The 24549-nt window shown below is 68.0% G+C and carries 21 protein-coding genes and 1 tRNA gene; 9 read left to right on the top strand and 13 right to left on the bottom strand.

The features are described 5' to 3' along the window. Positions 1 to 129 precede the first annotated feature (129 nt). The 6 genes from LHU95_RS15900 to LHU95_RS15875 form a co-directional block, all read right to left on the bottom strand. The gene (locus LHU95_RS15900; protein WP_248707941.1) at positions 130 to 888 is read right to left on the bottom strand and encodes an FAD binding domain-containing protein; all 759 of its coding nucleotides are present in this window, start codon (positions 886 to 888) and stop codon (positions 130 to 132) included. Continuing rightward, complete coding sequence (locus LHU95_RS15895) at positions 885 to 3134, bottom strand: xanthine dehydrogenase family protein molybdopterin-binding subunit (RefSeq protein WP_248707940.1); 2250 nt, start codon at positions 3132 to 3134, stop codon at positions 885 to 887. The genes LHU95_RS15900 and LHU95_RS15895 overlap by 4 nt, the downstream gene beginning before the upstream one ends. Positions 3135 to 3345: 211 nt before the next feature. Further along, a complete protein-coding gene (locus LHU95_RS15890) occupies positions 3346 to 4617 on the bottom strand; it encodes an amidohydrolase/deacetylase family metallohydrolase (protein WP_248707939.1) in 1272 nt (423 codons plus the stop codon). A gap of 68 nt (positions 4618 to 4685) precedes the next feature. Further along, complete coding sequence (locus LHU95_RS15885) at positions 4686 to 5504, bottom strand: ABC transporter permease (RefSeq protein WP_248707938.1); 819 nt, start codon at positions 5502 to 5504, stop codon at positions 4686 to 4688. Then, complete coding sequence (locus LHU95_RS15880) at positions 5504 to 6268, bottom strand: ABC transporter ATP-binding protein (RefSeq protein WP_248707937.1); 765 nt, start codon at positions 6266 to 6268, stop codon at positions 5504 to 5506. Before LHU95_RS15880 ends, LHU95_RS15885 begins: the two co-directional genes overlap by 1 nt. A gap of 23 nt (positions 6269 to 6291) precedes the next feature. Then, a complete protein-coding gene (locus tag LHU95_RS15875; protein ID WP_248707936.1) occupies positions 6292 to 7362 on the bottom strand; it encodes an ABC transporter substrate-binding protein in 1071 nt (356 codons plus the stop codon). 281 nt (positions 7363 to 7643) lie between these two features. On the opposite strand from LHU95_RS15875, the gene LHU95_RS15870 reads away from it, so the two are divergent. Genes LHU95_RS15870 through LHU95_RS15860 form a run of 3 tightly spaced genes read left to right on the top strand, consistent with a single transcriptional unit; the run spans position 7644 to position 11470 of the window. Then, the gene (locus LHU95_RS15870) at positions 7644 to 8648 is read left to right on the top strand and encodes a tripartite tricarboxylate transporter substrate binding protein (RefSeq protein ID WP_248707935.1); all 1005 of its coding nucleotides are present in this window, start codon (positions 7644 to 7646) and stop codon (positions 8646 to 8648) included. A 51-nt stretch (positions 8649 to 8699) separates the two neighbouring features. Then, positions 8700 to 10355, top strand: coding sequence for an FAD-binding protein (locus LHU95_RS15865; RefSeq protein ID WP_248707934.1), 1656 nt, complete (start codon positions 8700 to 8702; stop codon positions 10353 to 10355). Further along, positions 10355 to 11470, top strand: coding sequence for a cyclase family protein (locus LHU95_RS15860; protein WP_248707933.1), 1116 nt, complete (start codon positions 10355 to 10357; stop codon positions 11468 to 11470). The genes LHU95_RS15865 and LHU95_RS15860 overlap by 1 nt, the downstream gene beginning before the upstream one ends. Before the next feature lie 9 nt (positions 11471 to 11479). Here the strand turns inward: LHU95_RS15860 and LHU95_RS15855 are convergent, their stop codons facing one another. The 3 genes from LHU95_RS15855 to LHU95_RS15845 form a co-directional block, all read right to left on the bottom strand. Then, complete coding sequence (locus LHU95_RS15855) at positions 11480 to 12583, bottom strand: enolase C-terminal domain-like protein (protein ID WP_248707932.1); 1104 nt, start codon at positions 12581 to 12583, stop codon at positions 11480 to 11482. Between the two features lie 209 nt (positions 12584 to 12792). After that, positions 12793 to 14217, bottom strand: a complete 1425-nt coding sequence (gene glnA / locus LHU95_RS15850; RefSeq protein ID WP_248707931.1) for a type I glutamate--ammonia ligase — start codon at positions 14215 to 14217, stop codon at positions 12793 to 12795. A 147-nt stretch (positions 14218 to 14364) separates the two neighbouring features. Further along, complete coding sequence (locus LHU95_RS15845) at positions 14365 to 14703, bottom strand: P-II family nitrogen regulator (protein ID WP_248707930.1); 339 nt, start codon at positions 14701 to 14703, stop codon at positions 14365 to 14367. Between the two features lie 290 nt (positions 14704 to 14993). On the opposite strand from LHU95_RS15845, the gene LHU95_RS15840 reads away from it, so the two are divergent. The 6 genes from LHU95_RS15840 to LHU95_RS15815 all read left to right on the top strand — a co-directional run bounded on the left by LHU95_RS15840 (position 14994) and on the right by LHU95_RS15815 (position 20754). Further along, the gene (locus LHU95_RS15840) at positions 14994 to 16184 is read left to right on the top strand and encodes an aminotransferase (RefSeq protein WP_248707929.1); all 1191 of its coding nucleotides are present in this window, start codon (positions 14994 to 14996) and stop codon (positions 16182 to 16184) included. Between the two features lie 4 nt (positions 16185 to 16188). Further along, on the top strand, positions 16189 to 16437 hold the full coding sequence (locus tag LHU95_RS15835; RefSeq protein ID WP_248707928.1) for a hypothetical protein: 249 nt from the start codon (positions 16189 to 16191) through the stop codon (positions 16435 to 16437). 38 nt (positions 16438 to 16475) lie between these two features. Then, positions 16476 to 16548, top strand: a tRNA-His gene (locus tag LHU95_RS15830). Positions 16549 to 16895: 347 nt separating this feature from the next. Next, on the top strand, positions 16896 to 17864 hold the full coding sequence (locus LHU95_RS15825; RefSeq protein WP_248707927.1) for a tripartite tricarboxylate transporter substrate-binding protein: 969 nt from the start codon (positions 16896 to 16898) through the stop codon (positions 17862 to 17864). 50 nt (positions 17865 to 17914) lie between these two features. Beyond that, the gene (locus LHU95_RS15820; protein ID WP_248707926.1) at positions 17915 to 20131 is read left to right on the top strand and encodes an ATP-binding protein; all 2217 of its coding nucleotides are present in this window, start codon (positions 17915 to 17917) and stop codon (positions 20129 to 20131) included. Next, the gene (locus LHU95_RS15815; protein WP_248707925.1) at positions 20128 to 20754 is read left to right on the top strand and encodes a response regulator; all 627 of its coding nucleotides are present in this window, start codon (positions 20128 to 20130) and stop codon (positions 20752 to 20754) included. Before LHU95_RS15820 ends, LHU95_RS15815 begins: the two co-directional genes overlap by 4 nt. A gap of 109 nt (positions 20755 to 20863) precedes the next feature. Here LHU95_RS15815 and LHU95_RS15810 read toward each other — a convergent pair whose 3' ends face one another. The 4 genes from LHU95_RS15810 to LHU95_RS15795 form a co-directional block, all read right to left on the bottom strand. Next, positions 20864 to 21727, bottom strand: a complete 864-nt coding sequence (locus LHU95_RS15810) for an endonuclease/exonuclease/phosphatase family protein (protein ID WP_248707924.1) — start codon at positions 21725 to 21727, stop codon at positions 20864 to 20866. Between the two features lie 94 nt (positions 21728 to 21821). Beyond that, positions 21822 to 22880: an ABC transporter ATP-binding protein gene (locus LHU95_RS15805; protein ID WP_248707923.1), complete on the bottom strand. Its 1059-nt coding sequence runs from the start codon at positions 22878 to 22880 to the stop codon at positions 21822 to 21824. Beyond that, positions 22880 to 23698: an ABC transporter permease gene (locus LHU95_RS15800; RefSeq protein WP_248707922.1), complete on the bottom strand. Its 819-nt coding sequence runs from the start codon at positions 23696 to 23698 to the stop codon at positions 22880 to 22882. The genes LHU95_RS15805 and LHU95_RS15800 overlap by 1 nt, the downstream gene beginning before the upstream one ends. After that, positions 23695 to 24537, bottom strand: a complete 843-nt coding sequence (locus LHU95_RS15795; RefSeq protein WP_248707921.1) for an ABC transporter permease subunit — start codon at positions 24535 to 24537, stop codon at positions 23695 to 23697. Before LHU95_RS15795 ends, LHU95_RS15800 begins: the two co-directional genes overlap by 4 nt. Positions 24538 to 24549: the final 12 nt, after the last annotated feature.

The following is a 24549-nucleotide window of genomic DNA, read 5'->3' as shown; positions in this document are numbered from 1 at the left end:
ATCGGTGGCGCTCACATTGCCTCCGATGGCCGGAGCGCCTGCTTGGCGCGGAGGTTTGAATCGGTGGCGCTCACATTGCCTCCGATGGCCGGAGCGCCTGCTTGGCGCGGAGGTCTGAATCGGTGGAGTTCATGCGGCTTCCATCATCGCGATGGCGCGCTGCAAGGCGATGCCGCTGAGGCGCTGGGCCGCGGCGTCCAGCCAGGGTAGCCGTGTTGGGATGTCATCCACGCTCTCCAGCAGCGTCGGCGGGCCTTCCACGGCGCCGGCCAGAAGCCGGCGCGGGCGCTCGATGGCGATGCCGATGGCCTTGGCGAATTCGCCGATCTTGCGGTTGATCTTGCAATAACCCCAGCGCGCGCCGGCGGGCAGGCGTGGCACCTCGACCGCCAGGATGATTTCGCCCGGCTTCAGCGCGGTGGTGAAGGGGGCGAGGATGAAGGCCTCGGCGGGGATGCGGCGCTCGCCTTGGCTGCCGAGCGCGATGATGTTGGCGCCCAGTGCCGCCATCACGCCAGGCCAATCGGCGGCAGGGTCGGCATGGGCGAGGCTGCCGCCCAGCGTCCCGCGGTTGCGCACGGCGCGGTAGGCGATGCCATGGGCCACATGTGGCATCAGGCCGTTGCTCGGGTCGGGGACGGCGCCGTCCTCAATCTCGGCGTGGGTGATGGCGGCGCCGAAGCGGATATGGTCCGCCGCTTCGAGGGCTCCGCGCAGGTCAGGAAGCCGCTTCACATCCACCAGCAGCGCTGGCCGCACCAGCCGCAGATTCATCATGGGCGAAAGCGATTGCCCGCCCGAGAGCGGCTTCGCGCCGGGTTGCGCCAGCAGCGTCAATGCGCCGCGCGTATCGGCCGGGGCGGCATGTTCGAAGGCGGCGGGCTTCATGCCGCACCGCGAAGCTGGCGGCCGGTGTCGGCCGGCGTGGGGATCGCGCTTGCCAGCACCGCCAGGATGCGATCCGGCGTCGCCGGCAGGTCCGTCACCTCGCAGCCGAGATGCGCGATGGCGTCGTTGATCGCGTTCACGATCGCAGCCGGCGGGCCGATGGCGCCGCTCTCGCCGATGCCCTTCTGCCCAAAGCGGCTGATGGGCGAGGGCGTTTCCATATGGAGAATTTCGATGTCCGGCACATCCGAGGCGCCGGGCAACATGTAGTCGGCCAAGGTGGAAGCGAGCGGCTGGCCGCCCGTGTCATAAGGCATTTCCTCGAACAGCGCGGTGCCGATGCCTTGCGCCGCGCCGCCCAGGACCTGGCCATCGGCGATCAGGGGATTGAGCAGCACGCCGCCATCCTCGACGATCACATAGCGCGTAAGGCGCACATGGCCTGTCGCCGCATCCAACTCCACCTCCACCGCATGGCAGGCGTAGCTGAAGGTGCCGGTGTCCCGCGCGGTCTTGTGGCCGACCGTGCAGTCCAGGCCCTCAGCCTGCATCGCCTCGGTCAGGTTTTGCGGCGCGCGGAAGAAGGTGCGGGCGATTTCGGCAACACTGACGCTCGCATTGCCGGCGCGCACGGCGCCTTCCGCGAAGATCGCGTCCTTGTCCTGCAGCAGATGGGCGCCCATCGGGATGAGGCGGCTGCGGAGTTCCGTGCAGGCCTCGGCCACGGCGCCGCCGGCCATCACGGCGCAGCGGCTGCCCCAGGTGCCGGTGGAATAAGGCGTCAATGCTGTATCGCCGTGGATGAGCTGCACGCGCTCCACCGGCACGCCGAGGATTTCATGCGCCACCTGGGCCAACGTCGTCTCCATCCCCTGGCCATGGCTGTGGACGCCCACGCGGAGTTCCAGCGCGCCGTCCGGCGTCAGGCGCGCCTGGCAGGGCTCGGCGCCAGGGACGAAGGGGATCCCCCAGCCGTGATAAACGCTGGTTCCATGCGCACCTTGCTCGCAGAAGATGGCGAAGCCCTGGCCGATCAGCCGGCCTTCCGCACGGGCGTCGTCCCGGCGGGCGGCGAAGCCCTCGGCATCCACGGCTTCGGCCGCGCGGCGCAACGCTTCAGGGTAGTCGCCGCTGTCGAAGATCTTCTTCGTGACGTTGATGTAGGGCATCTGCGCGGCGCTGGGCAGGTTGCGCAGGCGGAGTGCCACGGGGCTGATGCCGGCCGCACGCGCCACGGCATCCAGCGTGGTTTCCAGCGCGTAGCAGACACCGGTTCGCGCGACACCGCGATAGGGCAGGATGGGCGGCTTGTTGGTGGCGACACTCCAGGTCTTGCAGCGAAACCGCGGCACGATGTAGGGGCCGGGCAGGATGGAGCCGATCTGCGCCGCCTCCAGGCAGGCTGAAAACGGATAGGCCGAATAGGCGCCACTATCCACATGCGCCTCACAATCCAGCGCCAGGATGGTGCCGTCACGATCGGCATGGACGGTGATGTCGTAATGGTGTTCGCGGCAATTGGCCTGGGCTGATAGGCCCTCGCGCCGGTCCTCGATCCAGCGGAGCGGCGTGCCGCCCAGCTTGCGGGCGAGCCAGCCGATGGCGACCTCTTCCTGCAACAGGATGCCCTTGTAGCCGAAGCCACCGCCGACATCGGGGCTGATGATCCGCACCGCGGATTCCGCCAGGCCGAGGCATTCGGCCAGACCCGTCTTGGTCACATGCACCATCTGCGAGGAGGTGTGCATTTCCAACTGGCCCAGGCGGGAGTCCCAGCGCGCGACGACGCCGCGGCCCTCGATCGGCGCCATATGCTGGCGCGCGGTGCGCAGGCGGCGGCGGATGACGATGGGGGCCTGCACATCGCTGATATCGTCCTCGACGAGGGCTTGCAGAACCACATTGTCGGGCCAGCCCTCATGGATCGGCGGACCGGCGCGATGGGCCAGCATGTCAGTTGCGGCCGGCAGTTCCTCGATATCGAGAGCGATGGCGTCGAGGATATCCTCGGCTTCGGCGCGTGTGGCGGCCACCACCATGGCGATGGGCTCACCCACCTGGCGGACGCGGCCCTGCGCGAGCGGCCATTGGTCGGTGCGGCGGAAGCCCGGAAGGGAGGAGGGGGCGCGGATCGGCAGCACGCCTGTGAGATCCGCCATGGTGAAGACCTGTGCGCCCTGGGGTGCGCGGATGGCGCGGATGATCCCGTGCGCCACAGGGCTGCGCAGGAAGGCGACCTCCCGCATGCCTGGCAGCTGGATATCCCCCACATACTTCCCGCGCCCGCGGAGGAACCGATCATCCTCCTTGCGGGGCAGGGCCGCGCCAACCCCTTGCCTCATGGTGCGGTGGGGTCCGGGGTCCGCCACGGACCCCGGCGGAGCGCGAGGCAGAGCCTCGCCTTTTGTTCTGGCCGAATCAGACCTCCGGGCTGCGCCCTCCGGTCATCATGCGGAATCATGCAGCGATGGCCGCAGGCAAAATCGGCGCCGTGGCGTCAAACCGCATGCCGGCCTTCAGGCAGAAGGCCGGCTGCAACAGCCGTTCGGCGACAACCTCCGTGCCTTCGTTATCGGCCATCTTGAAGCGCCCGCGCAGATCATCCAGCACCGAGATATCCGCGAGCGCGCCGATGCGCAGCGTGCCGATGCCATCATCCAGGCGCAGCATGGCGGCTGGCCCGGTGGTGACCATGGGCACGATCCGCTCGAGAGGAACACCCAGCGCGATGAGTTCGCTCATCGCCAGCGTCAGCGAGAAGCGCGCCTTGCCGGTGAAGGGGTGATCCTCCTCCGGGTCCGAATGATTGGCGGGCGTGCCGGGTGGGGCAGGGATGCGCGTGTTGTAGCCATGCATGTCGGCGCCCAGCGTGTCGGGCATGATGCCGGCATCGAGGCTGATGCGCGCCATCTTGAAGCTGAAATGCGAGCCATGGCCCACATCCACCTTGAGTCCGGCATCGAGTGCCGCTTGCACCATGCCATGCACCTTGCCGGTGCGCCGATCCACGAAGCCGCCGGGATGGCGGGTGAAGGGGTGGGCCAGGATATCGCCAGGCCGCAGCAGGGGGATGACCAGCGGCAGGATTTCATCGGCATCAATGCCATTATTGCCGGTCTCCGGCGTCGGCCAGAGCTGGCCGAAATGGCAATAGACGGGCAGATCCGCCTCACGCCCGATCTGTGCGGCCTTCTTGAGAACTTCCAGCCCGTAGCGCGCCATATTGCCGATCTCGGCATGCGCCTTCACGCCCTTCACGAGATCGGGATTGGCGCGGGCGGCCTTGACCGTCGCGTCCACATCCACATGCTCGGGGCCGTAGAGCGTCGGGTAGTAATGACCTTCCAGCCCACCCACGACATAGGCGCTGATGAAGCTGAAGACGCGTGAATGCGCGGGCTTGGCGATGAATTCCTGGAAGCCCGGCAGCGTCATGCAGGAGGCGCCGCCCTGGTCCACCAGCGCCGTCACGCCGCTATGGACGCCCGCCATGTCGGCCGGCAGGCCGAAGCGGCCGGAAACATAGGTGTAGATATGGGCATGCGTGTCCACCATGCCGGGCAGCACGAGCTTGTCCCTGACCGAGACCACCTCACGCGCAGAACTGCCGAGGATTTCGGGCGCGATGGCGGCAATGCGGCCATTCGCCACCGCCACATCCATCACGCCATCGAGACCCGAAGCCGGGCAGACCACTCGGCCGCCCTTGAGGAGGATGTCGTATTGCATGGTCTGCTCCCTTGCCTTCCGAGCCGGCGATTCATCCCCCGGCGCAACCCCGCCGGAAGAACCGCGGCCTAGTGTCCGAACTTGCTCAGAATGAGCTTTTCCAGCCCCGCGACAACCCCGTACAGCACCAGTCCCACCACGCAAAGCATACCGATGGAAGCCAGGATCAGCGCCGTCTCTGCCTGGCTGGAGGCAAAGAGGATGAGGTAGCCGAGGCCCGCCTGCGCCGTGATGAACTCACCCACGATCACGCCGATGATGGCGAAGGTGACGGCGATCTTCAGGCCCGAGAAAATATGCGGCAGCGCATAGGGGAAGCGCACGGAGAGAAACACCTGCCAGGAGCGCGCGGTGAGCGCCTTGCAGAGCCGCAGCATGTCAGGCGGTGTCGCGTTCAGGCCGGTCAATGTCGCGATGACCACGGGAAAAAACGCGATGAACATCGAGAACGCCAGCCGAGAGGAGGAGCCGATGCCGAGCCAGACGATGAACAAGGGTGCCAGCGCGATCTTCGGGATGAGCTGGAAGAAGATGACATTCGGATACAGCGCCGCATAAGCCCATTTCGAATAGGAGAGCAGCACGGCGAGCGAGATGCCCAGCACGGTGGCCAGCACGAAGCCGACAGCGGCCTCGGTGCCCGTGGGCACCGCATGCTGCAACAGGAAGGGCCAGGCTGTGATGGTGCGCTGGTAGATATCCATCGGCGAGGGCAGGATGACCTTGGGCACCTGGTAGAAATCCACCAGGAACTCCCAGAGCAGCAGCACCGAGACGGCGAAAGCGATGGGCAGCAGGATCTGCACCGCGGGATGCCGGGCGAGGTCGCGCTTCTCCACATTCAGCGCGGCGGGCGCCTCCGTCACGGCGGGGGTTGCGCCATCCATCACGCCGCATCCTTGATGCTGTGCTCGATCATCCCGCGCAGCCTGGCCACGATGGCGATGAATTCAGGACTGTCCTGCACGCTCTCGTCGCGCGGGCGGGCAAAGGGGATGGGCACATCGGCCACCACCACGGCGGGGCGCTTGGTCATCACCAGGACACGGTCGCTCAACAGCACCGCCTCGCGGATTGAATGCGTGATGAAGATGCCGGTCTTGCGATGCCGCGCCCAGAGATCCAGCAGGACCAGCGCCATTTCATCGCGCGTGATGGCATCGAGGGCCGAGAAGGGCTCATCCATCAGCATGATGGAGGGGGTGTGCACGAGTGACCGGCAGAGAGCGACGCGCTGGCGCATACCGCCGGACAGTTCGCGCGGGCGCTTGTCCATGAAGGCGCCCAGGCCGACCGAATGCAGAAGTTCCTCCGCGCGGGCCAAATATTTCTCGCGTGGCAGGCGCATCATCTTGATGGGAAACAGCACGTTGTCGCGCGCGGAGAGCCAGGGCAGCAGCGTGGCGTCCTGGAACACCAGCCCCGCATCACGGCGCGGGCCGGTCATCGGCTGGCCGCCTATGGTAATGCTGCCCGCGGTGATGGGCTCAAGGCCCGCCAGCATCATCAGGAGGGTGGATTTGCCGCAGCCTGACGGGCCGAGGACGGAGACGAACTCTCCCTCGGCGATATCCACGGAGACGCCGGCCACGGCCTCGATCGGCCCGGCCGGCGAGGCGTAGGTCTTGCGGACGCCGCGAAGCGAAATCATCCCGGCATCCTGCCCTTGATCCCTCAGCCCAGCATCGCGCCGAAAGGTGCGAGGCGCGTGCGCTGCGCGGCCCATTCGGCCTCGGTCAGCTTGATGCGGCCGGCAAAGCGGTTGGAGATGATGGCATCCGTCGCGGGGCGCTTGGCATCGGCCGGCGCGCCGAACTCCATCACGAGGTCGGTCATGGCGTTCCACTTCGCCATGTCGGTGAAGCCGAGGCCGTTCTCGATCGCTTCCGGCGCCAGCATGGTCGCCTGCATCAGCCCCTGGCTGAGGCGCGCATTCTCACGCCCGCCTGCCGTGATGCCGATTTCCGGCACCTGGCGCACGAACATGTCCACCGCACGGTCCGGCTCACGCAGTTGCAAGGCCGCGGCTTCGAGCAGCGCATCGGTGATGGCCTCGGCCTGGGCTGCGCGGTCGCGCAGGATCTCGGGGCGCGTGCAAATGACATTGGCGTAGAAATTCAGCCCCGCCGAGGAATACGGAATGAAGCGGTGCGCCGCGTTCTGCGCCTGCATCACCGGAATGGTGGAGGAGCCGATGGCGGTGATCGCATCCACCTGGCGGTCAATCAGCGAGCGTTCCAGCACGCGGTTGTCCATCTGCTGGATCGTGACGCTGGAGAGATTGATGCCGGCGCGCCGCGCAAAAGCAGGCCAGAAGGGGAATTCGGCACTGGTCGGCACCGCGCCGATGCGCTTGCCCTCCAGGTCCTTCGCGGTGCGGATCGGGCTGTCGGCGCGCAGCGCGATGCCCATCGTCATGTCGTAATTCACCGTCGCCATGCCGACGATCGGCAGTTCGCGCGCGGCGGCGAGGATCATGGGCCCAGCGCCGACGATGGCGTAGTCGAACTGGCCCTGGGCCAGCGCCTGGGCGGCGGCGACGGAACCAAAGCCGCGCGTCACATCCACATTGAGGCCGCGGCGCGAGAAGGCGCCCATCTCACGGGCGATGTAGGCGTAAGCGGTCGAGCCCTGGGCGAGCCAGGGCAATGTCAGCTTGATGGCCGCCTGGGCGCGCGCGACATGCGGGGTGGCCAGTAGCGCGGTTCCGGCAACAAGGGCCGAACGACGGGACAGCGTGGGCATGGCGGGCAGCCTCCAGGCGGTTGATTTCTGGCCCCGGTATGTCGGGCGGCCGGGGTGCCGGCAAGCGATACGGGGCCCTGCCGAGGCATTTCTGGTCAGCGCATGCACGTTTCGTTTGCAGTATCCGCGCGGAACGCACGTTTACAAAGCAGGCAGCGCGTCTCGTTTTTTCCCGCTCCATGCCGTTCCAGCTTCGATTGCTTTGGCGCAGCCTTTGCTAGGCCTGCCCGTCATCGCCTTCCCGCGAAGCGCGATCTTCCCTTACCCCGACCGGAGGCTCAATGCCCGTTTTCCATCGCCGCAGCCTGCCCGCCTTCGCGGCGTCCCTGCTTGCCGCCACCCAAAGCGGCGCGTTCGCCCAGAGTGCTGGTGCCGCGCTCCCTGGCGCACTGCCCGCGGGCACCCTGCGCCTCGTTGTGCCCTATAACCCGGGTGGCATCACTGATATTCTTGCGCGCGGCATGGCGCAGTCGCTCACGCCGATCCTGGGCAACACCACGGTGGTCGAGAACCGCCCGGGCGCGAATGGCAGCATCGGCGCGAATATGGTGGCGCGTTCCCCGGCCGATGGGCTCACGCTCCTGGTCGGCGTCACGGACACGCATGCCGTCAATCCGGCTGCCATGCGCAACCTGCCCTACGACCCGGAGCGCGATTTCGAGCCGGTGAGCAACATCACCAACGTGCCACTGGCCCTCGCCGTCGGCCCCACGCAGCGCGAGATCGTGGACCTGCGCGCCTTCATCGCGGCCGCCCGCGCCCGCCCTGGCGCGCTGACGCATTCGAGCTGGGGCGTGGGCAGTGTGTCGCAGATCGCCATGCTGCGCATCGGCGCGGCGGCCGGTGTGGAATTGCTGCATGTTCCCTTCACCGGCGCTGCCCCAGCGCAGCAGGCGCTTGCCGCCGGCCAGGTGGACTCGATGGTGATGCCGGCCGGCGCTGCCGAAGCGCTGGCGCGTGATGGCCGCGTGCGCGTGCTGGCGACGCTCTCGCCCGCACGGCTCGCGCTGTTGCCCGATGTGCCGACCTTGCAGGAGCAGGGCGTGGCACTCTCCACCACCATCTTCCAGGCGATCTTCGCGCCGGCCCGCACGCCGGCTGCGGCCATCGCCCGGCTGAATGCGGCGATGGGCCTGGCCTTGCAGACGCCCTCCATGCTGGAAATCCTGCGCGCGCAGGCGGCCCTGCCGGACCACACGACGCCCGCCGGCCTCGCCCAGCGCGCCCGTGAGGAGCGGGAGGCCTGGGGCGCCGTGGTGCGCAGCGCCAATATCCGGCTGGACTGACGCGGGCGGCTGTCAGGCGCTAGTCTTGCGCCTGACAGCAAGGAGAATGGCGTGACGCATCTCGAGGCCGATGTGCTGATCATCGGCGCCGGCGGGGCTGGCATGTATGCCGCGATCGAGGCCGCGCGCTCCGGTGCACAGCGCGTGCTGCTGCTGGATCGCAGCCTGATCGGCCGTGGCGGCGCGACTGTGATGGCGCAGATGACCGTCGCCGCCGCCGTGGGCCAGGGCGATCATTGGGAACATCACCTGGCCGATACGCTGACCGCAGCGCGCGGGCTGGCCGATCCTGGCCTCGCGGCCCTGCTGTGCGAGGTGGGGGCGGAATGCATCCTGGAGATGGATCAGTGGCGTGTCGGCTGGGCGCGCTCCGGCGATGGCTTCGCCGCCGTCCAGGCGCCCGGGCATGACCGTGCGCGCTGTGTCTATGTGGATTTCCTCAACACGGGCCCGGCCGTCTCGCGCACGCTGCGCGCGCAGGTGCAGCGCGTCGGTCCGGCCATCCGCCGCGTGGGCGAGATCGCCGTTACGGATCTCGTCGTGCAGGATGGCGCGGTGACGGGGGCGGCCGCCCTCCATGTGGCCACGGGCGAGGCGGTCACCATCGCCGCCCCCGCGACCATTATCGCAACCGGGGGGCTGACGCGCCTCTACGCCCGCAACAGTGCGAGTGCGAATATGTCGGGCGATGGCTACGCGCTCGCGCTGCGCGCCGGGGCGACGCTGGTGGACATGGAATTCGTGCAGTTCTTCCCGATCGGCCACCTGGCGCCGCGGCTGATCGGCATGGACCCCATCATGTGGGATCCGTTCCGCTACAAGCTTGGCGGGCGGTTGCTGAATGGCGCGATGGAGGATTTCCTGCCGCGCTGGGGCGGTGACGCCGAAGCAGGCCGCTACAGCACGACGCGCGACCTCGCGACCTATGCCATCACCAAGGAAAATGAGGCCGGGCGCGGTTCGCCGCATGGTGGCGCCTGGCTGAGCTTCACGCATCTCTCGGAGGCCGAGTTGCGCGCAGCCTTCGGCCCGGTGGTGGACAAGCTCGCCGCCAATGGAATTGACCTGACGCGCGACTGCGTGGAGGTGGCGCCGATCGCGCATTACCATATGGGGGGCATCCGGGTGGACCGCGCGATGCGGACAGATCTGCCGGGGCTGCTCGCCGCCGGCGAGGCAGTGGGCGGCGCCAATGGCGCGAACCGTCTTTCCGGCAATGCGATCACGGAGGCGCTGGCCTTCGGGCGCATCGCCGGGCGTGAGGCGGCGCGCCTGGCGGCGACCGGGCCGATGCGCGGCTTCGCGGCCGGTGCCGCGCTCGATTTGCTGCGCGCTTCCGGACCACCGATGAACACGGCGGCGATGGTCGCCGCATTGCAGCGGCTGATGTCCAGGGATGTTGGCCCCTTCCGCACCGCCGCCGGCCTGCAGCGTGCGGCGGCAGGGATTGCTGCCTTGCAGGCCGAGTGCGGTTCCGTGCCGCCCGGGCCGCCTGATCAACCGCATGATCTGGCGCGCCTGGATTGGTTCGACCTGCGGCAGATGCTCCTGGTGGCGCGTGCCGTGGTCGAGGCGGCGCTGGCGCGTGAGGAAAGCCGGGGGGCCCATCAGCGCGAGGACTTTCCCCAGACGCAGCCGGCATGGCAGGTCAATCAACTCACTCGCGGCGAGGCACTCCGCCTGACGCGCGCGGCGGTGCCGGCCTGATGCGCGCGACACTCCTGATCCAGCGCGGCGCGCCTGGCGAAGCCCCGCGCGAGGACGCCTTCGACGTGGATTTCGAGCCGGGCGAGTCCGTGCTTGATGCTTTGCGCCGCCTGCGCGTTACGCAGGATCCGACACTGGCTTTCCGCTACGCCTGCCTCAATGCCAATGCATGCAAGGAATGCATGATGCTGCTGGATGGCCGTGTCATCTACGCCTGCACGGCGCGGCTGGAAGCGCGGGACATGCGGCTGGCCCCGCTGCCGAACAAGCCCCTGCTGCGCGACCTCGCGACGCTGATCGCGCCACCGGATGAGCGGTTGTGGGAGCGGCACATCCACGCATCGGCCCCCAAGCCGACCGCTGCGGGATTGCCTGGCCTGCCACCTGCCGCATACTCGAGACGCCAACTGGGGAACCACATGATGAAGCTGATTGATCTGAGCCGGGAGATTCACCACAAGGCCCAGCGCCTGCCCAATCACCCGACGATCGAGCTCTATCCCTTCAGCACGCATGCGGAAAAGCGCGTGGTGGATGGCTATGAGTTCTCCTCGGCCACGATGGTGCTGCACATGGGCGATCATGGCGGGACGCATGTGGATGCGCCGGTGCATTTCGATGAAGCGCCGGGTGCCATGACGATTGACCAGATGCCGCTCGAAACCTTCTTCACCGAGGCACTTTGCCTCGACCTCACGCATGTGCCGGACCGGACGGATATCACCATCGCGCATCTGGAAGCGGCGGAGAAAGCCTCGGGCGTCCGCATCCAGCCGAAGGACACGGTGCTGCTCTACACGGGCTTCTACCAGCGCGCCTCCGGCACCGAGGGCTACATCACGGATTTCCCGGGCCTGACCAAGGAAAGCGCGACCTGGCTTGGCCAGAAGGGGATCACCGCCTTTACGGTGGAATCGGTGAGTCCCGGCCGGCCGGGCCGCAACAATTTCGAGGTGCACCACGTCTGCCGCGACATGGGTTTCACGCATTACGAAGGCGTCGTGAATCTGGACAAGGTGGTGGGCAAGGGGCGCTTCCGCTTCATCGGATTGCCCTTGAAGATCCGCGGCGGGACCGGCAGCCCCGTGCGTGCCGTGGCATTGCTGGACGCTTAGGGCCAGGCCTCACGCCTGATAGGCGGAGAGCCTCGCGGGGTCGGGCACCACGCCGATCCCCGGACCCTGCGGCAACCAGGCGCGGCCGGCTTCGAGCTTGACGCCCGGCAGGGCCACATCCTCGGTCAGCATCGCCTGGGTGACGCTCACGCCCCACTCCACATCCGGCAGCAGTGCTGCGATATGCAACGCGGCCGCCGCACCGACCGACGTCTCGGCGATCTTGCAGGCAAGGGTGGTGCGCATGCCTTCGGCGCGCGCCAGGGCATCGGCTGCAAGCGTCGGCAAGAGCCCACCGAGCTTGATGGATTTCAGCCCAAAGCCGGCCGCGATCCCGCGATAGGCGGGAATATCCGAGAGCGCGTGCAGGCCCTCATCAATGCAGATCGGGCAGCCCATCAGGCCAGCAAGGCCGGCACGGTCATCATCGGCCAGGGGTTGCTCCAGGTAATTCAGCATGCCCTCCGGCAGGGCCTCCAGGAAGAGGCGCGCGGCATCCCGGCTCCAGGCCATATTCGCATCGCCCGAGAGATGGGCTGAGGGGCCGAGCGCGGCGCGCAGGCGCCGCAGCATGGCCGCGTCCTCGCGCGGATCGGGCTGCAGGCCTAGCTTGACCTTGATGTGGCGGAAGCCCTGCGCCTGGGCGGCCAGCGCGGCCTCCTGCACGGCGTGTTCCGTCGCACCGCCGATCATCGCGATGGCGGGGACGGAATCACGCTGGCGTGTGCCCAGCATCTCGCAAAGCGGAAGGCCTGCGCGCCGGGCAGCAAGATCCAGCAGGGCGGCCTCGGCGGCGCATTTCGCACCGTGATTGCCGCGGATGGCGCGGTCCAGGCGCGGGGTGATGGCGGCGGCTTCGCTGAAGGGGGCGGCGATCAGTGCCGGCGCCAGGTAGCGCCGCGCAACCTCCGCCATGCCGGGCAGGACCTCGCCCGTCATGGTCGGGGCGGCGGAGGCTTCACCCCAGCCGCACAGACCCTCGGCGTCTCGCGCTTCGATCAGCAGGGTTTCGGCATGGGTGATGGTCTCGCTGGCCAGGTGCAGCGGCACGCGCAGCGGAATGCGCAGCGGCCAGACATGGATGGCGGCGATGGAGAGGGGCCAGGGCATCATCCCAGCTTAGGGCATGATCGGCCCAGGCGGCATGGCCTGAGCGGCGCGAGGTGCCAGAAAAACCCGCGGCTGGCGGTTCTCCATTACGCCCCGGCCAAGAAAAAGCCCGCCGCTCCGAAAGGGGCGACGGGCTGAAACAGAGTTGCCATAGGCGCTGGCCAGCCCCGCACCGCCTTCGCGGTACCAGGCCGGCCCAGCGCCCGAGGGCCTCAGACCGAGTAGTACATCTCGAACTCGACCGGGTGCGGCGTGTGCTCGAAGCGATACACTTCGCTCCACTTCAGCTCGATATAGCTCTCGATCTGGTCCTTGCTGAACACGTCACCGGCCAGCAGGAAGTCATGGTCGGCGGCCAGGGCACCCAGGGCTTCGCGAAGCGAACCGCACACCGTCGGGATGTCCTTCAGCTCTTCCGGCGGCAGGTCATAGAGATCCTTGTCCATCGGGTCGCCGGGGTGGATCTTGTTCTTGATGCCATCCAGGCCCGCCATCAGCATCGCCGAGAAGGCGAGGTAGGGGTTGGCACCCGGATCGGGGAAGCGAACCTCGACGCGCTTGGCCTTCGGGTTCGTCGCATACGGGATGCGGCAGGAGGCGGAGCGGTTGCGGGCCGAATAGGCCAGCAGCACAGGGGCCTCGAAGCCCGGGATCAGCCGCTTGTAGCTGTTGGTCAGCGGGTTGGTGAAGGCGTTCAGTGCCTTGGCGTGCTTGATGATGCCGCCGATGTAGTAGAGCGCCATCTCGCTGAGGTCGGCATAGGCGTTGCCGGCGAACATCGGCTTGCCATCCTTCCAGATGGACTGGTGCACGTGCATGCCCGAGCCGTTGTCGCCGTAGATCGGCTTCGGCATGAAGGTGGCCGACTTGCCGTAGCTGTGCGCCACATTGTGGATCACATACTTGTAGATCTGCATGTGGTCGGCCTGCAGCACCAGCGTCCCGAACTTGGTGCCGAGCTCATGCTGCGACTGCGCCACCTCGTGGTGGTGCTTCTCGCCGACGACGCCCATCTCGATCATGGTCGAGAGCATTTCGGCGCGCAGGTCCACTTCGCTGTCCACGGGGTTCACCGGGAAGTAGCCGCCCTTGACGCCCGGGCGGTGGCCCATGTTGCCCTCGGGGAAGTCCTTCATCGAGGCGCCGGGGCCTTCGATGCTGTCCAGGCTGAAATGGCCGAAATTGCCGCCCGTGCCGAACTTCACATTGTCGAACACGAAGAACTCGGCTTCCGGGCCGAAGAAGGCGGTGTCGCCCAGGCCCGTGCTCTTCAGGTATTCTTCGGCCTTCTTGGCGGTCGAGCGCGGGTCGCGGTTGTAGCGCTGGCCGGTCGAGGGCTCATAGATGTCGCAAAACAGGATCAGCTGCGGCTTGGCCGAGAAGGGGTCCATGCAGGCCGACGCCGCGTCGGGCATCAGGATCATGTCGGACTCGTTGATCGCCTTCCAGCCGGCGATGGAGGAGCCATCGAACATGATGCCTTCCTCGAAGGTCTCTTCCTCGACGGTCGAGACGTGCTGGGCCGTGTGCTGCCACTTGCCGCGCGGGTCGGTGAAGCGGAAGTCCACATACTCCACGCTGTTCTCCTTGATCATTTCCATGACCTTGGAGACGCTCTCGGGGGAATTCATCGCCATGTCGTCTCTGTCCTGTTGCCTGCGTCCCTGTGGAAATTTCCCCGCGGGCGCGTCCCGCATGGGCGCCGCCTTGCTGGCCAGGGACGCCCCCAGGGCCGGCATGCGACGAAAATCTCGCCCCTCCCGAGCCCGGGAGAGGCAGCAACCTCAGACCGCGTCCTCGCCCCGCTCGCCGGTGCGGATACGGATCACCTCGGCAATGTCCGAGACGAAGATCTTGCCATCGCCGATGCGGCCGGTCCGGGCAGCGGCCTGGATGGCCTCGACAGCGCGTTCCAGCATGTCATCGGCGCAGATCACCTCGATCTTTACCTTGGGCAGAAAGTCCACGACATACTCGGCGCCGCGATACAGCTCCGTATGGCCTTTCTGCCGGCCGAAACCCTTGGCCTCAAGCACCGTCAGGCCTTGCAGGCCGATCTCGTGCAGGGCGTCCTTCACCTCATCGAGTTTGAAGGGCTTGATGATGGCCTCGATCTTTTTCATCGCATCCAACATGTCTGTGCCTGGGCGAATGACTGGCCCATGACGTTTCCCGATTGGCCCCGGTGGCGATGCTTGTCGCCAGCAGTAAGCCGACAGCCTTTTGCACGCGGCGGCCAGCGGGCGCAATCGTGTCAGGAGGTGGTTCCAGGCTGTTTGCCCGAGGGGCAAGCCCGAAAGACGGGCATGCTGCCCGGGATAAAGGCAGCTGGACGGCCCAATCCTTGCGTGGTCGGGGGGGGATCGCCATGCTAAGGCGCGTAACAATCCACTCGCGCCAAGGTATGCCGCCGATGAAGCCGATGAACGAACTGCTCTCCGCCACGGGCACGACGATCTTCACCGTCATGTCCGCATTGGCGGTCCAACATGGCGCCATCAACCTCGGCCAGGGCTTCCCGGATTACGATGGCCCGCCCGATGTGCTCCAGGCCGCGGCCGACGCGCTGATGGATGGCCGCAACCAATACCCGCCCATGACCGGCGTGCCCGAGCTGCGCCAGGCCGTCGCCACCGCCAACCAGCGCTTCTACGGCATCGAGGTGGACCCCAATGCCGAGGTCATCGTCACTTCCGGCGCCACCGAGGCGATCACGGCAAGCCTGATGGCCGTGCTCAATCCGGGCGATGAGGTCGTGCTGATCGAGCCGCTCTATGACACCTACGCCCCCACGGTGAAGCTGCTGGGTGCCATCCCGCGCATCGTCCGCCTCAACCCGCCCAAGTGGGAATTGCCGCGCGCCGAACTGGCCGCCGCTTTCGGCCCCAGGACCAAGGCCATCCTGTTCAACACGCCAATGAACCCGACGGGCAAGGTCTTCACCGCCGCCGAGCTCGCCTTCATCGCCGATCTCGTGACGCGGCACGACTGCTACGCCATCTGCGACGAGGTCTATGAGCATCTGACCTATGATGGCTGGAAGCATATCCCGCTGATGACGCTGCCGGGCATGCGGGAGCGGTGCCTGCGCATCGGCAGCGCGGGCAAGACCTTCAACCTGACCGGCTGGAAGGTCGGCTATGTCACCTGCGACCGCGCATTGGCGCCCAATGTGGCCAAGGCGCACCAGAACCTGACCTTCACCACGCCGCCCAACCTGCAACGCGCGGTGGCCGTGGGGCTCGCCAAGGATGATGCCTATTTCGCCTCGCTCGGTGCCGATCTCGCGGCACGCCGGGATATCCTCTCGGCTGGGCTCACCGAATTGGGCTTCAACGTCCTGCCGGCCATGGGCAGCTATTTCGTGACGGCCGATATCCGCTCGATTGGCTTCACGGGCGATGACGTGGCCTTTTGCCGCGCCCTGACGGAAGAGGCCAAGGTGACGGCGATTCCCGTCACGGCCTTCTATGCCGGCGAGAATCCGCCCAATCACTACGCCCGCTTCGCCTTCTGCAAGAATGAAAGCGTTCTGCGCGAGGCACTCTCCCGCATCGGCCGCTGGATGGCGGCGCGCGGGCAAGCCCGCCGGGTCGCCGGATAAGGCCATGAGCGCCACTGGCATCACGCCCGATGCGCTGGCGCTGGCGACGGGCAACCTGCTGCGCTGGATCGCGGCCGAACCGCGCGTCTATGCCCAGACCATGGAGGCTTGGCGCAGCTCCTGCCCGCGCCTCTCGGTGTGGGAGGATGCGCTGCTGGATGGTCTCGTCGAGATCGTGCCCGGCGCCGGCGTCATGTCGGATGCGCGCATCCATCTGACGGCGCGGGGAAGGGCTGTGCTGGCGGCGGGTTGACGCAGGCGGCAGAGCGGGCCTATCCAGCCCGCCGTGCGGCGGTCGTAGCTCAGTTGGCAGAGCGCCAGGTTGTGGTCTTGGATGTCGCGGGTTCGAGCCCCGTCGATCGCCCATCCGCACATTCAGTTCAGCCCTTGCCCGGGCCGAGCGGCGCCTTGCAACGCGCGCTGACGAGGCTTCCGCCCGCTTCTCGAAGCACCCCGGGCGAACCGCCGGGCGTGTTTCCGGCAGTGTGGAGGTGCCGCGTTGGCCGGGCCATGTGCGGCCTGCCTTCCACCCGGCTCTTGGCCGGACCGGCCCCAGTGCCAAGGCGGTGCGCGGATGCTCTCCGCCGTGTGGAAGCCTCCGGGCAGGTTGCGCTTGGCGGGCTGCGCGACCGGAACCACGGAACTCTGCGTGCTGTCCCCAGGCGGCTGAAAGCCTGCTACACCAGCGCAAAATACACCCCGGAGGAAATCATGTCCCTGCGCCGCGCGCTGACGGCGGGCCTGCTCGCCCTGGCCCCTGCTGTCCTGGCCGAGCCTGCCGCCGCCTTCCCCGAACGGCCCATCCGCCTGGTCGTTCCCTTTGCCGCCGGAGGTGCCACGGATGTCGGCGCCCGCGTGCTGGCGGAGGCGATGTCCGCGCATCTGTCGCAGCCCATCGTGGTCGAGAATCGGGTGGGCGGGGCCGGCATCGTGGCGTCTGAGGTGGTGGCGCGCGCTGCCGCGGATGGCCACACATTGCTGATCAACAATACCTCCCATGCCGTGCTGCGCCTCGTTGTTCCCAATGCGCCGATTGACGTGACCACGGCCCTGACTGCCGTTTCCGTCCTTTCGGAGATGCCGATGGTCATGCTGGTCGCGAATAATCATCCGGCGCGGGACGTGCGGGAATTCATCACCATGGCCCGCGCGGCGCCGGGCCGCTTCGACTATGGCAGCACGGGCGGCGGCGGCACGCTGCAGATGGCGGCCTTGCTGTTCCTGCAGTCCGCCGGGCTGGATCTCAACGAAATTCCCTATCGCGGCGGCGCGCCTGCCACGCTCGATCTCGCGGCCGGGCGCATCGCCATGGTGTTCGACGTGGCACTGACCGGCGTGCAGACCGCGCGCGGCGGCCAGGCGCGCGCTTTCGCCGTCACCAGCGCCGGCCGGAGCCCCGCCCTGCCGGAGGTGCCGAGCCTGCGCGAGATCGGCCTGGATGCCGAAATGAACGTCTGGCAAGCAATCTTTGCGGCCAGCTCGACGCCCGCCCCCATTCAGGCTGCCCTGCACCGCGCCATCGCGGCGGCCATGGGCACCGAGGCGATGGCCCGCCGCATGGCCGAACTCGGCGTGGACCGCATCCTGGCCAGCCGGCCTGAAGCCGCCCAGCCCTATGTGGCGGCGGAGGTGGCTCGTTGGGAGGGCCTGCTGCGTGGACGGATCAACCCCGCCCGGTAACATCCTGTGCCTTGGCCTGGGGGGGGCTGCTCTGGCATGGTGCCGACGTCATGCGCACCCCCAAACCGGCCCGGAGCCTGCGCCGCCATTTGCTCAGGCTGGCGGTTCTTCTGCTCGCCCCCGCGATCCTGCTGGGGGGGTGGCTGACCTTCGAACTCGCCGCCCGCCTGAAATCCGACACGGAGGAGCTGCTCGCCGGCGGCGCGCGGGCCCGGGCGTTGGCGGTGGGGCGCGAATTGGAAGCCGCGGTGCTGTTGCTGCAATCGCTGGCCACTTCGCCCCATCTGGATGGCGGGGAAGCCGGCTATATCGCCTTTCATGCCCAGGCAAGGGAGGTGGTGGCGCCGCTCGGCAGCTTCGCGATTTTTGTGCGGCGGGAGGAGCCGCGGCGGCAATTGGTGAATAGCCGTCTGCCGATCGGTGCGGCCTTGCCGAGCATGCTGGAGAACGGGCCGGCGGGCGAGGCGATGCGAAGCGGCAGTCCCGCCTTCCTGGGGCCGGTGGTCCTGCCGGGCATCGAGCAGAGCCTGGCCAGCGTGGCTGTGCCGGTCCGCCGCCATGGTGAGGTGATCGGCGCCTTGGCCATGCCGATCCAGCCGGGGCGCCTGGCTGCGCTGCTCCGCCAGCCGGTCGGGCGGGTCGGCTCCATGGGGTTCATTCTGGCGCCACCGGATCGCCCCGTGGCCAGCCTCGCCCTGGCCGGGGGGATGACAGATATGCGGGAGGTTCCCGCCGGTTTCGTGGAGCGCCTGGGCGACGAGCCACGCGGCACGCTGCGCGGGCCGGCGCCTGATGGCCAGCCGATGCTGATGGCTTTCGAACGTGTGCCGATCAGCGGCTGGATCGTCATCCTCGGCGCCACCCGCGCCCAGGAGCGGGCCGCCTGGCTGGCCCCCGCGCTCAATGCGGCGCTGCTGGGCCTGATCCTGGTGCTGCTCCTCGCGTTGCTGACGGCCTGGTTCATTCACCGCCTGATGACGCCGCTCTCCGGTCTGACCGGGGAGATGCCGGGCCTGCCGGCAGGCAGCATGCGGGTCGCGGAATTCGAGGCCCTCGCCGTCGCGGTCGCCGAATCCCGCAGCGCGCCCCTGCGGGAGGCTGAGGCGTCGCGCGCCCTGGTCGCGCAGACCATCGCCCTTGCGCGGGAAGTGGAGGACGACCGGCAGTTGTTGCGCTCGGTCATGGAATCCGTGCCGGACGAGATTTTCGTGAAGGACGCCGAACTGCGCTATGTGATGGTCAACCGCGAGGTGACCCGCGTCATGGGCCGGGCCGAGCGAGACATCCTGGGCCAGACGGATGACGCCCTGTTGCTGCCGGAGCTTGCCCGGACGCTTGATGAGATAGACCGGGAAACCATGCGCAGCGGCGTGGTGCAGGAGTATGAACGCAGCCTCATCATGCCAGGGCATCCCGACGAAGCGCGCAACTACTATGTGGTGAAGGCGCCCTGGCGGGACTCGACGGGCCAGGTGGTCGGCCTCGTCGGCGTCGCGCGGGACGTGACGCGCCGCCGCGCGACCGAGGCGCGGCTGCGCCAGGCGGAGGAGGCGATGCGCCGCATCGCGCGGGCCGATACGCTGGCCGCGATGAGCCTCGGTGTTGCGCATGAACTGAACCAGCCGCTGACGGCCGCGGGAAATTTCCTGCGCGCGGGGATGCGCATGCTGCAGGCCGAACAGCCCGACGCGGCGCGCATCGCCGCCGCGCGTGAGGCGATGCGCGAAGCCGCCGCCCAGGCGCTGCGGGCGGGTGAAATCCTGCGCCGCCTGCGCGATTTCATCGGCCGCGGCGAAACCGAGCAGCGCCTGGTTTCGCTCGGGCCGCTGGTGGCCGATGGCGTGGCGCTGGTGACCGTGGCCCAGGGTGCCGCGGCACCTGCCATATCCCTCGACCTCGCGGCGGCGGGCTGCCTCGTGATGGCCGACGAAGTCCAGTTGCAGCAGGTTTTCGTCAACCTGTTGCGCAACGCCATCGAGGCGACGGAGGGTCTGGAGGAGCGCGGCATCGTGGTGAGCCTGCGGCGTGAGGGTGGGCGGGCCCTGTTGAGTTTCAGTGACGCAGGGCCGGGCCTGCCGGCCGAGGTGCGCGCCCGCCTGTTCCAGCCATTCGTCACCACCAAGGAACATGGCATGGGCATCGGTCTTTCGATCTGCCGTGCCATCGTGGAAGCGCATGGCGGGAGGATCGCGGCGGCGCGGGGCGAGACGGGGGGCACGGTGATCCGCATCGAATTGCCACTCAGCGAAGCGGCGCTCGCCGCATGAACACCCTGCTGGTGCATGTGGTGGATGATGACGAGGCGGTCCGCCGCTCCCTCGCGATGCTGCTCGATTCCATGCACTACCGCGTGGCGACCTACCCGAGTGCGGAAGCCCTGCTGACCATTGCCGCGACGCCGGAGGGGCTGGAGGCCGGCTGCATCCTGGTGGATGTGCGCATGGAAGGCATGGACGGGCTCTCCTTGATCGAGGCCTTGCGCCGGCAGGGGGTGGGGCTGCCGGTGGTTGTGGTGACCGGCCACGCCGATGTGCCGCTCGCCGTGCGGGCCATGCGCGCGGGTGCGATGGATTTCGTGGAGAAGCCCTATTCGGAGGAGCGCATCCTGGAGGCGGTGGGCGCGGCGTTCGGCGCCATGCGGGTGGTGGATCAGCGCCGTGTGCTGGAACTCCAGTCAGAAGCGCGCGTCGCCTCGCTGTCACCGCGCGAGAGCGAGGTGCTGGCGGCGCTGGTCGCTGGCAAGGCCAATAAGGTGATCGGCTTTGAGCTCGGTATCAGTCCGCGCACCGTGGAGGTGCACCGGGCCAATCTGATGGAAAAGCTCGGCGTGCGCAGCCTGCCCGAGGCGGTGCGCATCGGCCTCGCCGCCGGAATCTCCCCCGGCGGTTAGCGCTTGCCCCATTCGCAAGGGCTCATCGCATAACGGTCATCAACCATGTCCTCTGGCATATCTATCCGTTCAGACAGGAGAGTTTGAGCGGATGATAATCGAAGGGCGCTCAGGCCGCCGCGGCAAAGGCAGGCATGGCTGCTTCCCGCAGGTCAATCCGCGCGCGCAGCGGCAGGTGGTCCGAGGCGAGCCGCGCCAGCGGCGAGCTATGCGCCTCCACATTGCCCAGCATCTGCTGGGGATGCGCCAGGATCCGATCCAGCGCGAGGAAGGGCAGCCGGGACGGAAAACTCGGCTGGCCCGGGCCGAGCGGGCCAAAAAACGACTCCAGCGCCACCAGGGATGAGGGGATGCCGGGGCGCCATTCATTGAGATCGCCCAGGAGCAGCGTGGGCATGGGGCTGCCATGGCCGATCGCGTCCAGCAGCGCCTGGGCCTGCATGGCCCGGTGCCGGCGCAGCAAGCCCAGATGGGCCGCCACCACGCGCAGCTTCCCGGCGGGCAACTGCAATTCGGCCAGCAGGGCGCCGCGCGCTTCGGCACCTGGCAGGTTGAGGCGGCGCAGGCGGATCAGCCGCCCCTGCCGCACCAGCAGCGCATTGCCATGCCAGCCATGCCCGCCCGGGGTATCGGAGACATGCAGCAAGGTCAGGCCGGTGCGACGCTCCAGTGCTGCGGTGTTCAGCAATCCGGTGCGCTGGCCGAAGCGGCGATCCACCTCCTGCAGGGCCAGAACATCGGCGTCGAGCTCGGCGATGACGGCGGCGATGCGGCCCGGATCAAACCGGCGGTCCACGCCCACGCATTTGTGGATGTTGTAGGACGCAACGATCAGGCTGCCATCGGCGCGCGGGGCGATCGGCGCCGGGCCGCGTGGCTTCCCGCGCAGCAATGCGCCGCCAAGCTTGCGCAGTGCGCCATGCAGCTCAGTCGGCAGGGCCGTTCGGACGGGGCGGTTCGGCGACGGGGGCATGCGGGCTTCTTTGCGGGAAGGATCTCGATATGGGGGTGTAACAGCTGGCCGTGGCGCTTCGACAGCATCTATCCGTCACAAGATGCATTTTCCGTCAGCCAGCCTCCACGGGAACCGCGAGGCAGGCGCCGGGTTGCACGGCCAGGGTCAGCCTCTCCCCGGGGCTTGGAATGCCCGCATCATGCGGCAGCGCCAGGGAAACGGGCGCTCGATCCTCCACCAGAAGGTCCAGCAGGATGGCCGCGCCGCGATACCGGCTGCCCAGAACCTGGGCTGGCAGCAGGTTTTCGCCTTCACCCGGGGGGCCGGGGCGCAGCGCTTCGGGGCGGATCAGCAGGCCATGCGCGCGCGCCATGCGGCGTGGCGGTGCGCAGGCGAGGCGCGTCCCGGCCGAGGTGACGAAGCCGCCCGGTTCGGTGCGGCCCTCCAGCCAGAGCGCGCTGCCCAGGAATTCCGCGACGAAACGGCAGGCCGGCTGCTCATAGACCTCGCGCGGGGTGCCGATCTGCAACACGCGGCCGCCCCCTCCCTGTTGGGCCATGATGGCGATGCGATCGGCCAGGGCCATCGCCTCCTCCTGGTCATGGGTGACGATCAGCGTGGTGGTGCCGATGCGGGTGAGAATGCCGCGGAGCTCGCCTTGCAGCGTGTGGCGCAGCTTGGCATCGAGGTTGGAGAGCGGTTCGTCCAGCAGCAACAGGCGCGGATCAATGGCCAGCGCCCGGGCCAGCGCCACGCGCTGCTGCTGCCCGCCGGAAAGCTGCGTGGGGCGGCGCGCATCAAGGCCGGAAAGGCGCACGAGGTCCAGCATCTCGGTCACCCGGCGGCTGCGTTCTGGCTTGGCCATCCCGCGCCGGCGAAGCCCATAGGCGATATTGTCGGCGACACTCATATGCGGGAACAGCGCATAATCCTGGAAGACCAGGCCAATATCGCGCTGGTGGGGTGCCAAGCGGATCAGGTCGCGCCCCGCCAGGGTCACGCTGCCGGAATCAGCGCTTTCGAAGCCGGCGACGATGCGCAAGGTGGTGGTCTTGCCGCAGCCGGAGGGGCCGAGCAGCGCCACCACTTCGGCCGGACCCGCATCCAGGCTTGCGCCATCCAGCGCGAGGGAAGCGCCGAAGCGGCGCGTCAGGTTCTGGATTTCGAGCATCAGCCGCGCGCCCCCACATCGCCCGCCAGGCGCTCGATGCCGATGGTGCGGTCCAGCAGCACCAGAAGCACCAGCGTGGCACCCAGGAACACGGTGGAGACGGCAGCGATGGTGAGGTTGAGGTTGGCCCGCATTTCAGCGACCAGCGCGATGGGCAGCGTCTGGGTGAAGGCGTCCGACAGGAACAGACTCACGGCCACCTCATCGAAGGACAGCACGAAGGCCATGGCGGCCCCGGCGACGATGCCGCTGCGCGCAGCTGGCACGGCCACATCCCAGAGCGCGCGCGCCTCGCTGGCGCCAAGCGAGATCGCGGCCTCGATCTGGCTGCGCTTCACCCCGATCAGGCTGGCCAGGATGGCGCGGAGCGTGAAGGGCAGGGTGATGAGGACATGGCCCATCACCAGCCGCGTGAAGGGATCGAAAATGCCGAGCTTCGCGGTGAAGACCAGCAGCGAGAAGCCGATGACGACGGTGGGGACGAATTTCGGCGAGAGGAACACCGCCTCCAGCGTGTCCCGCCCGGCGAGGCGCGGGTCCATCAGCGCCAGCGCGCCCATGGTGCCGAGTGCCGTGGCGATGGCGGCGGCTACCAGGCCCAGTTGCAGGCTGATGAACAGCCCATCCATGTAGGTCGGGTTGCTGGCAAAGGCGCGGTACCAGCGCAAGGAGAGGTCCCGCGGCGGGAAGGCGCCGAGGAAGCTGCGATCATCAAAGGAGAGCAGGCAGGCGACCAGCAGTGGCACCAGCAGGAACAAGACGGCGGCCAGCACCGCGCCCCGCGCCAGCAGCCGCGCCGCGAGATCGAGCGCCCTCATCGCGGAATCAGCCGCTGGGCCAGTGCGCTCAGCCCGTAGACCACGAGGAAGGCCAGGATCAGCATGGTGATGCCGATGGCGGCCCCCGAAGGGTAATTCCCGATATCGGCGAAGCGCGTGTACATCAGGCTCGTCGTGAAGACGACGACGCCGCGCCCGAGCACGAGGGGCGCCACGAAATTGCTGATGCACATGGCGAGCGCGACCAGGAAGGCCGAAACCAAGCCGGGTGCCGCAAGCGGCAGCACAATGCTCACCACCGCGTCACTCCGCGTGGCGCCGAGCGAGGCCGCAGCCTCCTCCAGGCGCGGGCTCAGGGCGCGAAAGGTGCCCACCAGCATGAGTGCCACGACGGGCAGGGTGAAATGCAGCAGCCCGATGCCGACCTGCACCTCGGCATAGCGGGGATGGCGCGGCGCGATGCCGAGCAGTGCGCCCAGCGGTGCCAGCGGGCCGTTGCTGCCCCAGGCCATCTCAATGGCATAAAGCCGCGCGATCAGGCTCATCACCAGCAGCCCGACCAGCAGGGCCAGCAGCGCCTTGCGAATGGCGGCGCGGGGGCTGCGCACGGCGGCAAAGGCCAGCGGCGCGCCGAAGATCACGCTGAGCGTGGCCACGATCAGCCCGATCCGGAAGGTCTCCCAGAAGTAGAACAGGTAGGCAGGCTGCAGCAGCTCGCGGTAATGGGCCAGCGTCCAGCCCTCGCCAGGCCGCACGCTGCCAGGGACGAAGGGCTTCAGGCTTTCGAGCGCCAGCAGCACCACCGGTCCGCCCATCAGGGCTGCCAGCAGCAGGAGGCCGGGCGCCAGCAGCCATATGGCAAGGCGGGGCCGGCTCATGCCAGCCATTCG

This window comes from Sediminicoccus sp. KRV36, assembly GCF_023243115.1.
In the GTDB taxonomy this organism is placed as follows: Bacteria; Pseudomonadota; Alphaproteobacteria; order Acetobacterales; family Acetobacteraceae; genus Roseococcus.
This window is presented reverse-complemented; position numbering and strand designations above follow the sequence as displayed.

What these genes read in the sequence shown, in the direction of transcription:
- LHU95_RS15895 (WP_248707940.1), bottom strand. Translation starts at nt 3,134, where the DNA reads ATGCGGGAGGTCGCCTTCCTGCGCAGCCCTGTGGCGCACGGGATCATC.
- LHU95_RS15835 (WP_248707928.1), top strand. Translation starts at nt 16,189, where the DNA reads ATGAGCGCCACTGGCATCACGCCCGATGCGCTGGCGCTGGCGACGGGC.
- glnA (WP_248707931.1), bottom strand. Translation starts at nt 14,217, where the DNA reads ATGGCGATGAATTCCCCCGAGAGCGTCTCCAAGGTCATGGAAATGATC.
- LHU95_RS15820 (WP_248707926.1), top strand. Translation starts at nt 17,915, where the DNA reads ATGCGCACCCCCAAACCGGCCCGGAGCCTGCGCCGCCATTTGCTCAGG.
- LHU95_RS15795 (WP_248707921.1), bottom strand. Translation starts at nt 24,537, where the DNA reads ATGAGCCGGCCCCGCCTTGCCATATGGCTGCTGGCGCCCGGCCTCCTG.
- LHU95_RS15870 (WP_248707935.1), top strand. Translation starts at nt 7,644, where the DNA reads ATGCCCGTTTTCCATCGCCGCAGCCTGCCCGCCTTCGCGGCGTCCCTG.
- LHU95_RS15825 (WP_248707927.1), top strand. Translation starts at nt 16,896, where the DNA reads ATGTCCCTGCGCCGCGCGCTGACGGCGGGCCTGCTCGCCCTGGCCCCT.
- LHU95_RS15890 (WP_248707939.1), bottom strand. Translation starts at nt 4,617, where the DNA reads ATGCAATACGACATCCTCCTCAAGGGCGGCCGAGTGGTCTGCCCGGCT.
- LHU95_RS15855 (WP_248707932.1), bottom strand. Translation starts at nt 12,583, where the DNA reads ATGATGCCCTGGCCCCTCTCCATCGCCGCCATCCATGTCTGGCCGCTG.
- LHU95_RS15900 (WP_248707941.1), bottom strand. Translation starts at nt 888, where the DNA reads ATGAAGCCCGCCGCCTTCGAACATGCCGCCCCGGCCGATACGCGCGGC.
- LHU95_RS15800 (WP_248707922.1), bottom strand. Translation starts at nt 23,698, where the DNA reads ATGAGGGCGCTCGATCTCGCGGCGCGGCTGCTGGCGCGGGGCGCGGTG.
- LHU95_RS15810 (WP_248707924.1), bottom strand. Translation starts at nt 21,727, where the DNA reads ATGCCCCCGTCGCCGAACCGCCCCGTCCGAACGGCCCTGCCGACTGAG.
- LHU95_RS15815 (WP_248707925.1), top strand. Translation starts at nt 20,128, where the DNA reads ATGAACACCCTGCTGGTGCATGTGGTGGATGATGACGAGGCGGTCCGC.
- LHU95_RS15885 (WP_248707938.1), bottom strand. Translation starts at nt 5,504, where the DNA reads ATGGATGGCGCAACCCCCGCCGTGACGGAGGCGCCCGCCGCGCTGAAT.
- LHU95_RS15840 (WP_248707929.1), top strand. Translation starts at nt 14,994, where the DNA reads ATGAAGCCGATGAACGAACTGCTCTCCGCCACGGGCACGACGATCTTC.
- LHU95_RS15860 (WP_248707933.1), top strand. Translation starts at nt 10,355, where the DNA reads ATGCGCGCGACACTCCTGATCCAGCGCGGCGCGCCTGGCGAAGCCCCG.
- LHU95_RS15875 (WP_248707936.1), bottom strand. Translation starts at nt 7,362, where the DNA reads ATGCCCACGCTGTCCCGTCGTTCGGCCCTTGTTGCCGGAACCGCGCTA.
- LHU95_RS15845 (WP_248707930.1), bottom strand. Translation starts at nt 14,703, where the DNA reads ATGAAAAAGATCGAGGCCATCATCAAGCCCTTCAAACTCGATGAGGTG.
- LHU95_RS15805 (WP_248707923.1), bottom strand. Translation starts at nt 22,880, where the DNA reads ATGCTCGAAATCCAGAACCTGACGCGCCGCTTCGGCGCTTCCCTCGCG.
- LHU95_RS15880 (WP_248707937.1), bottom strand. Translation starts at nt 6,268, where the DNA reads ATGATTTCGCTTCGCGGCGTCCGCAAGACCTACGCCTCGCCGGCCGGG.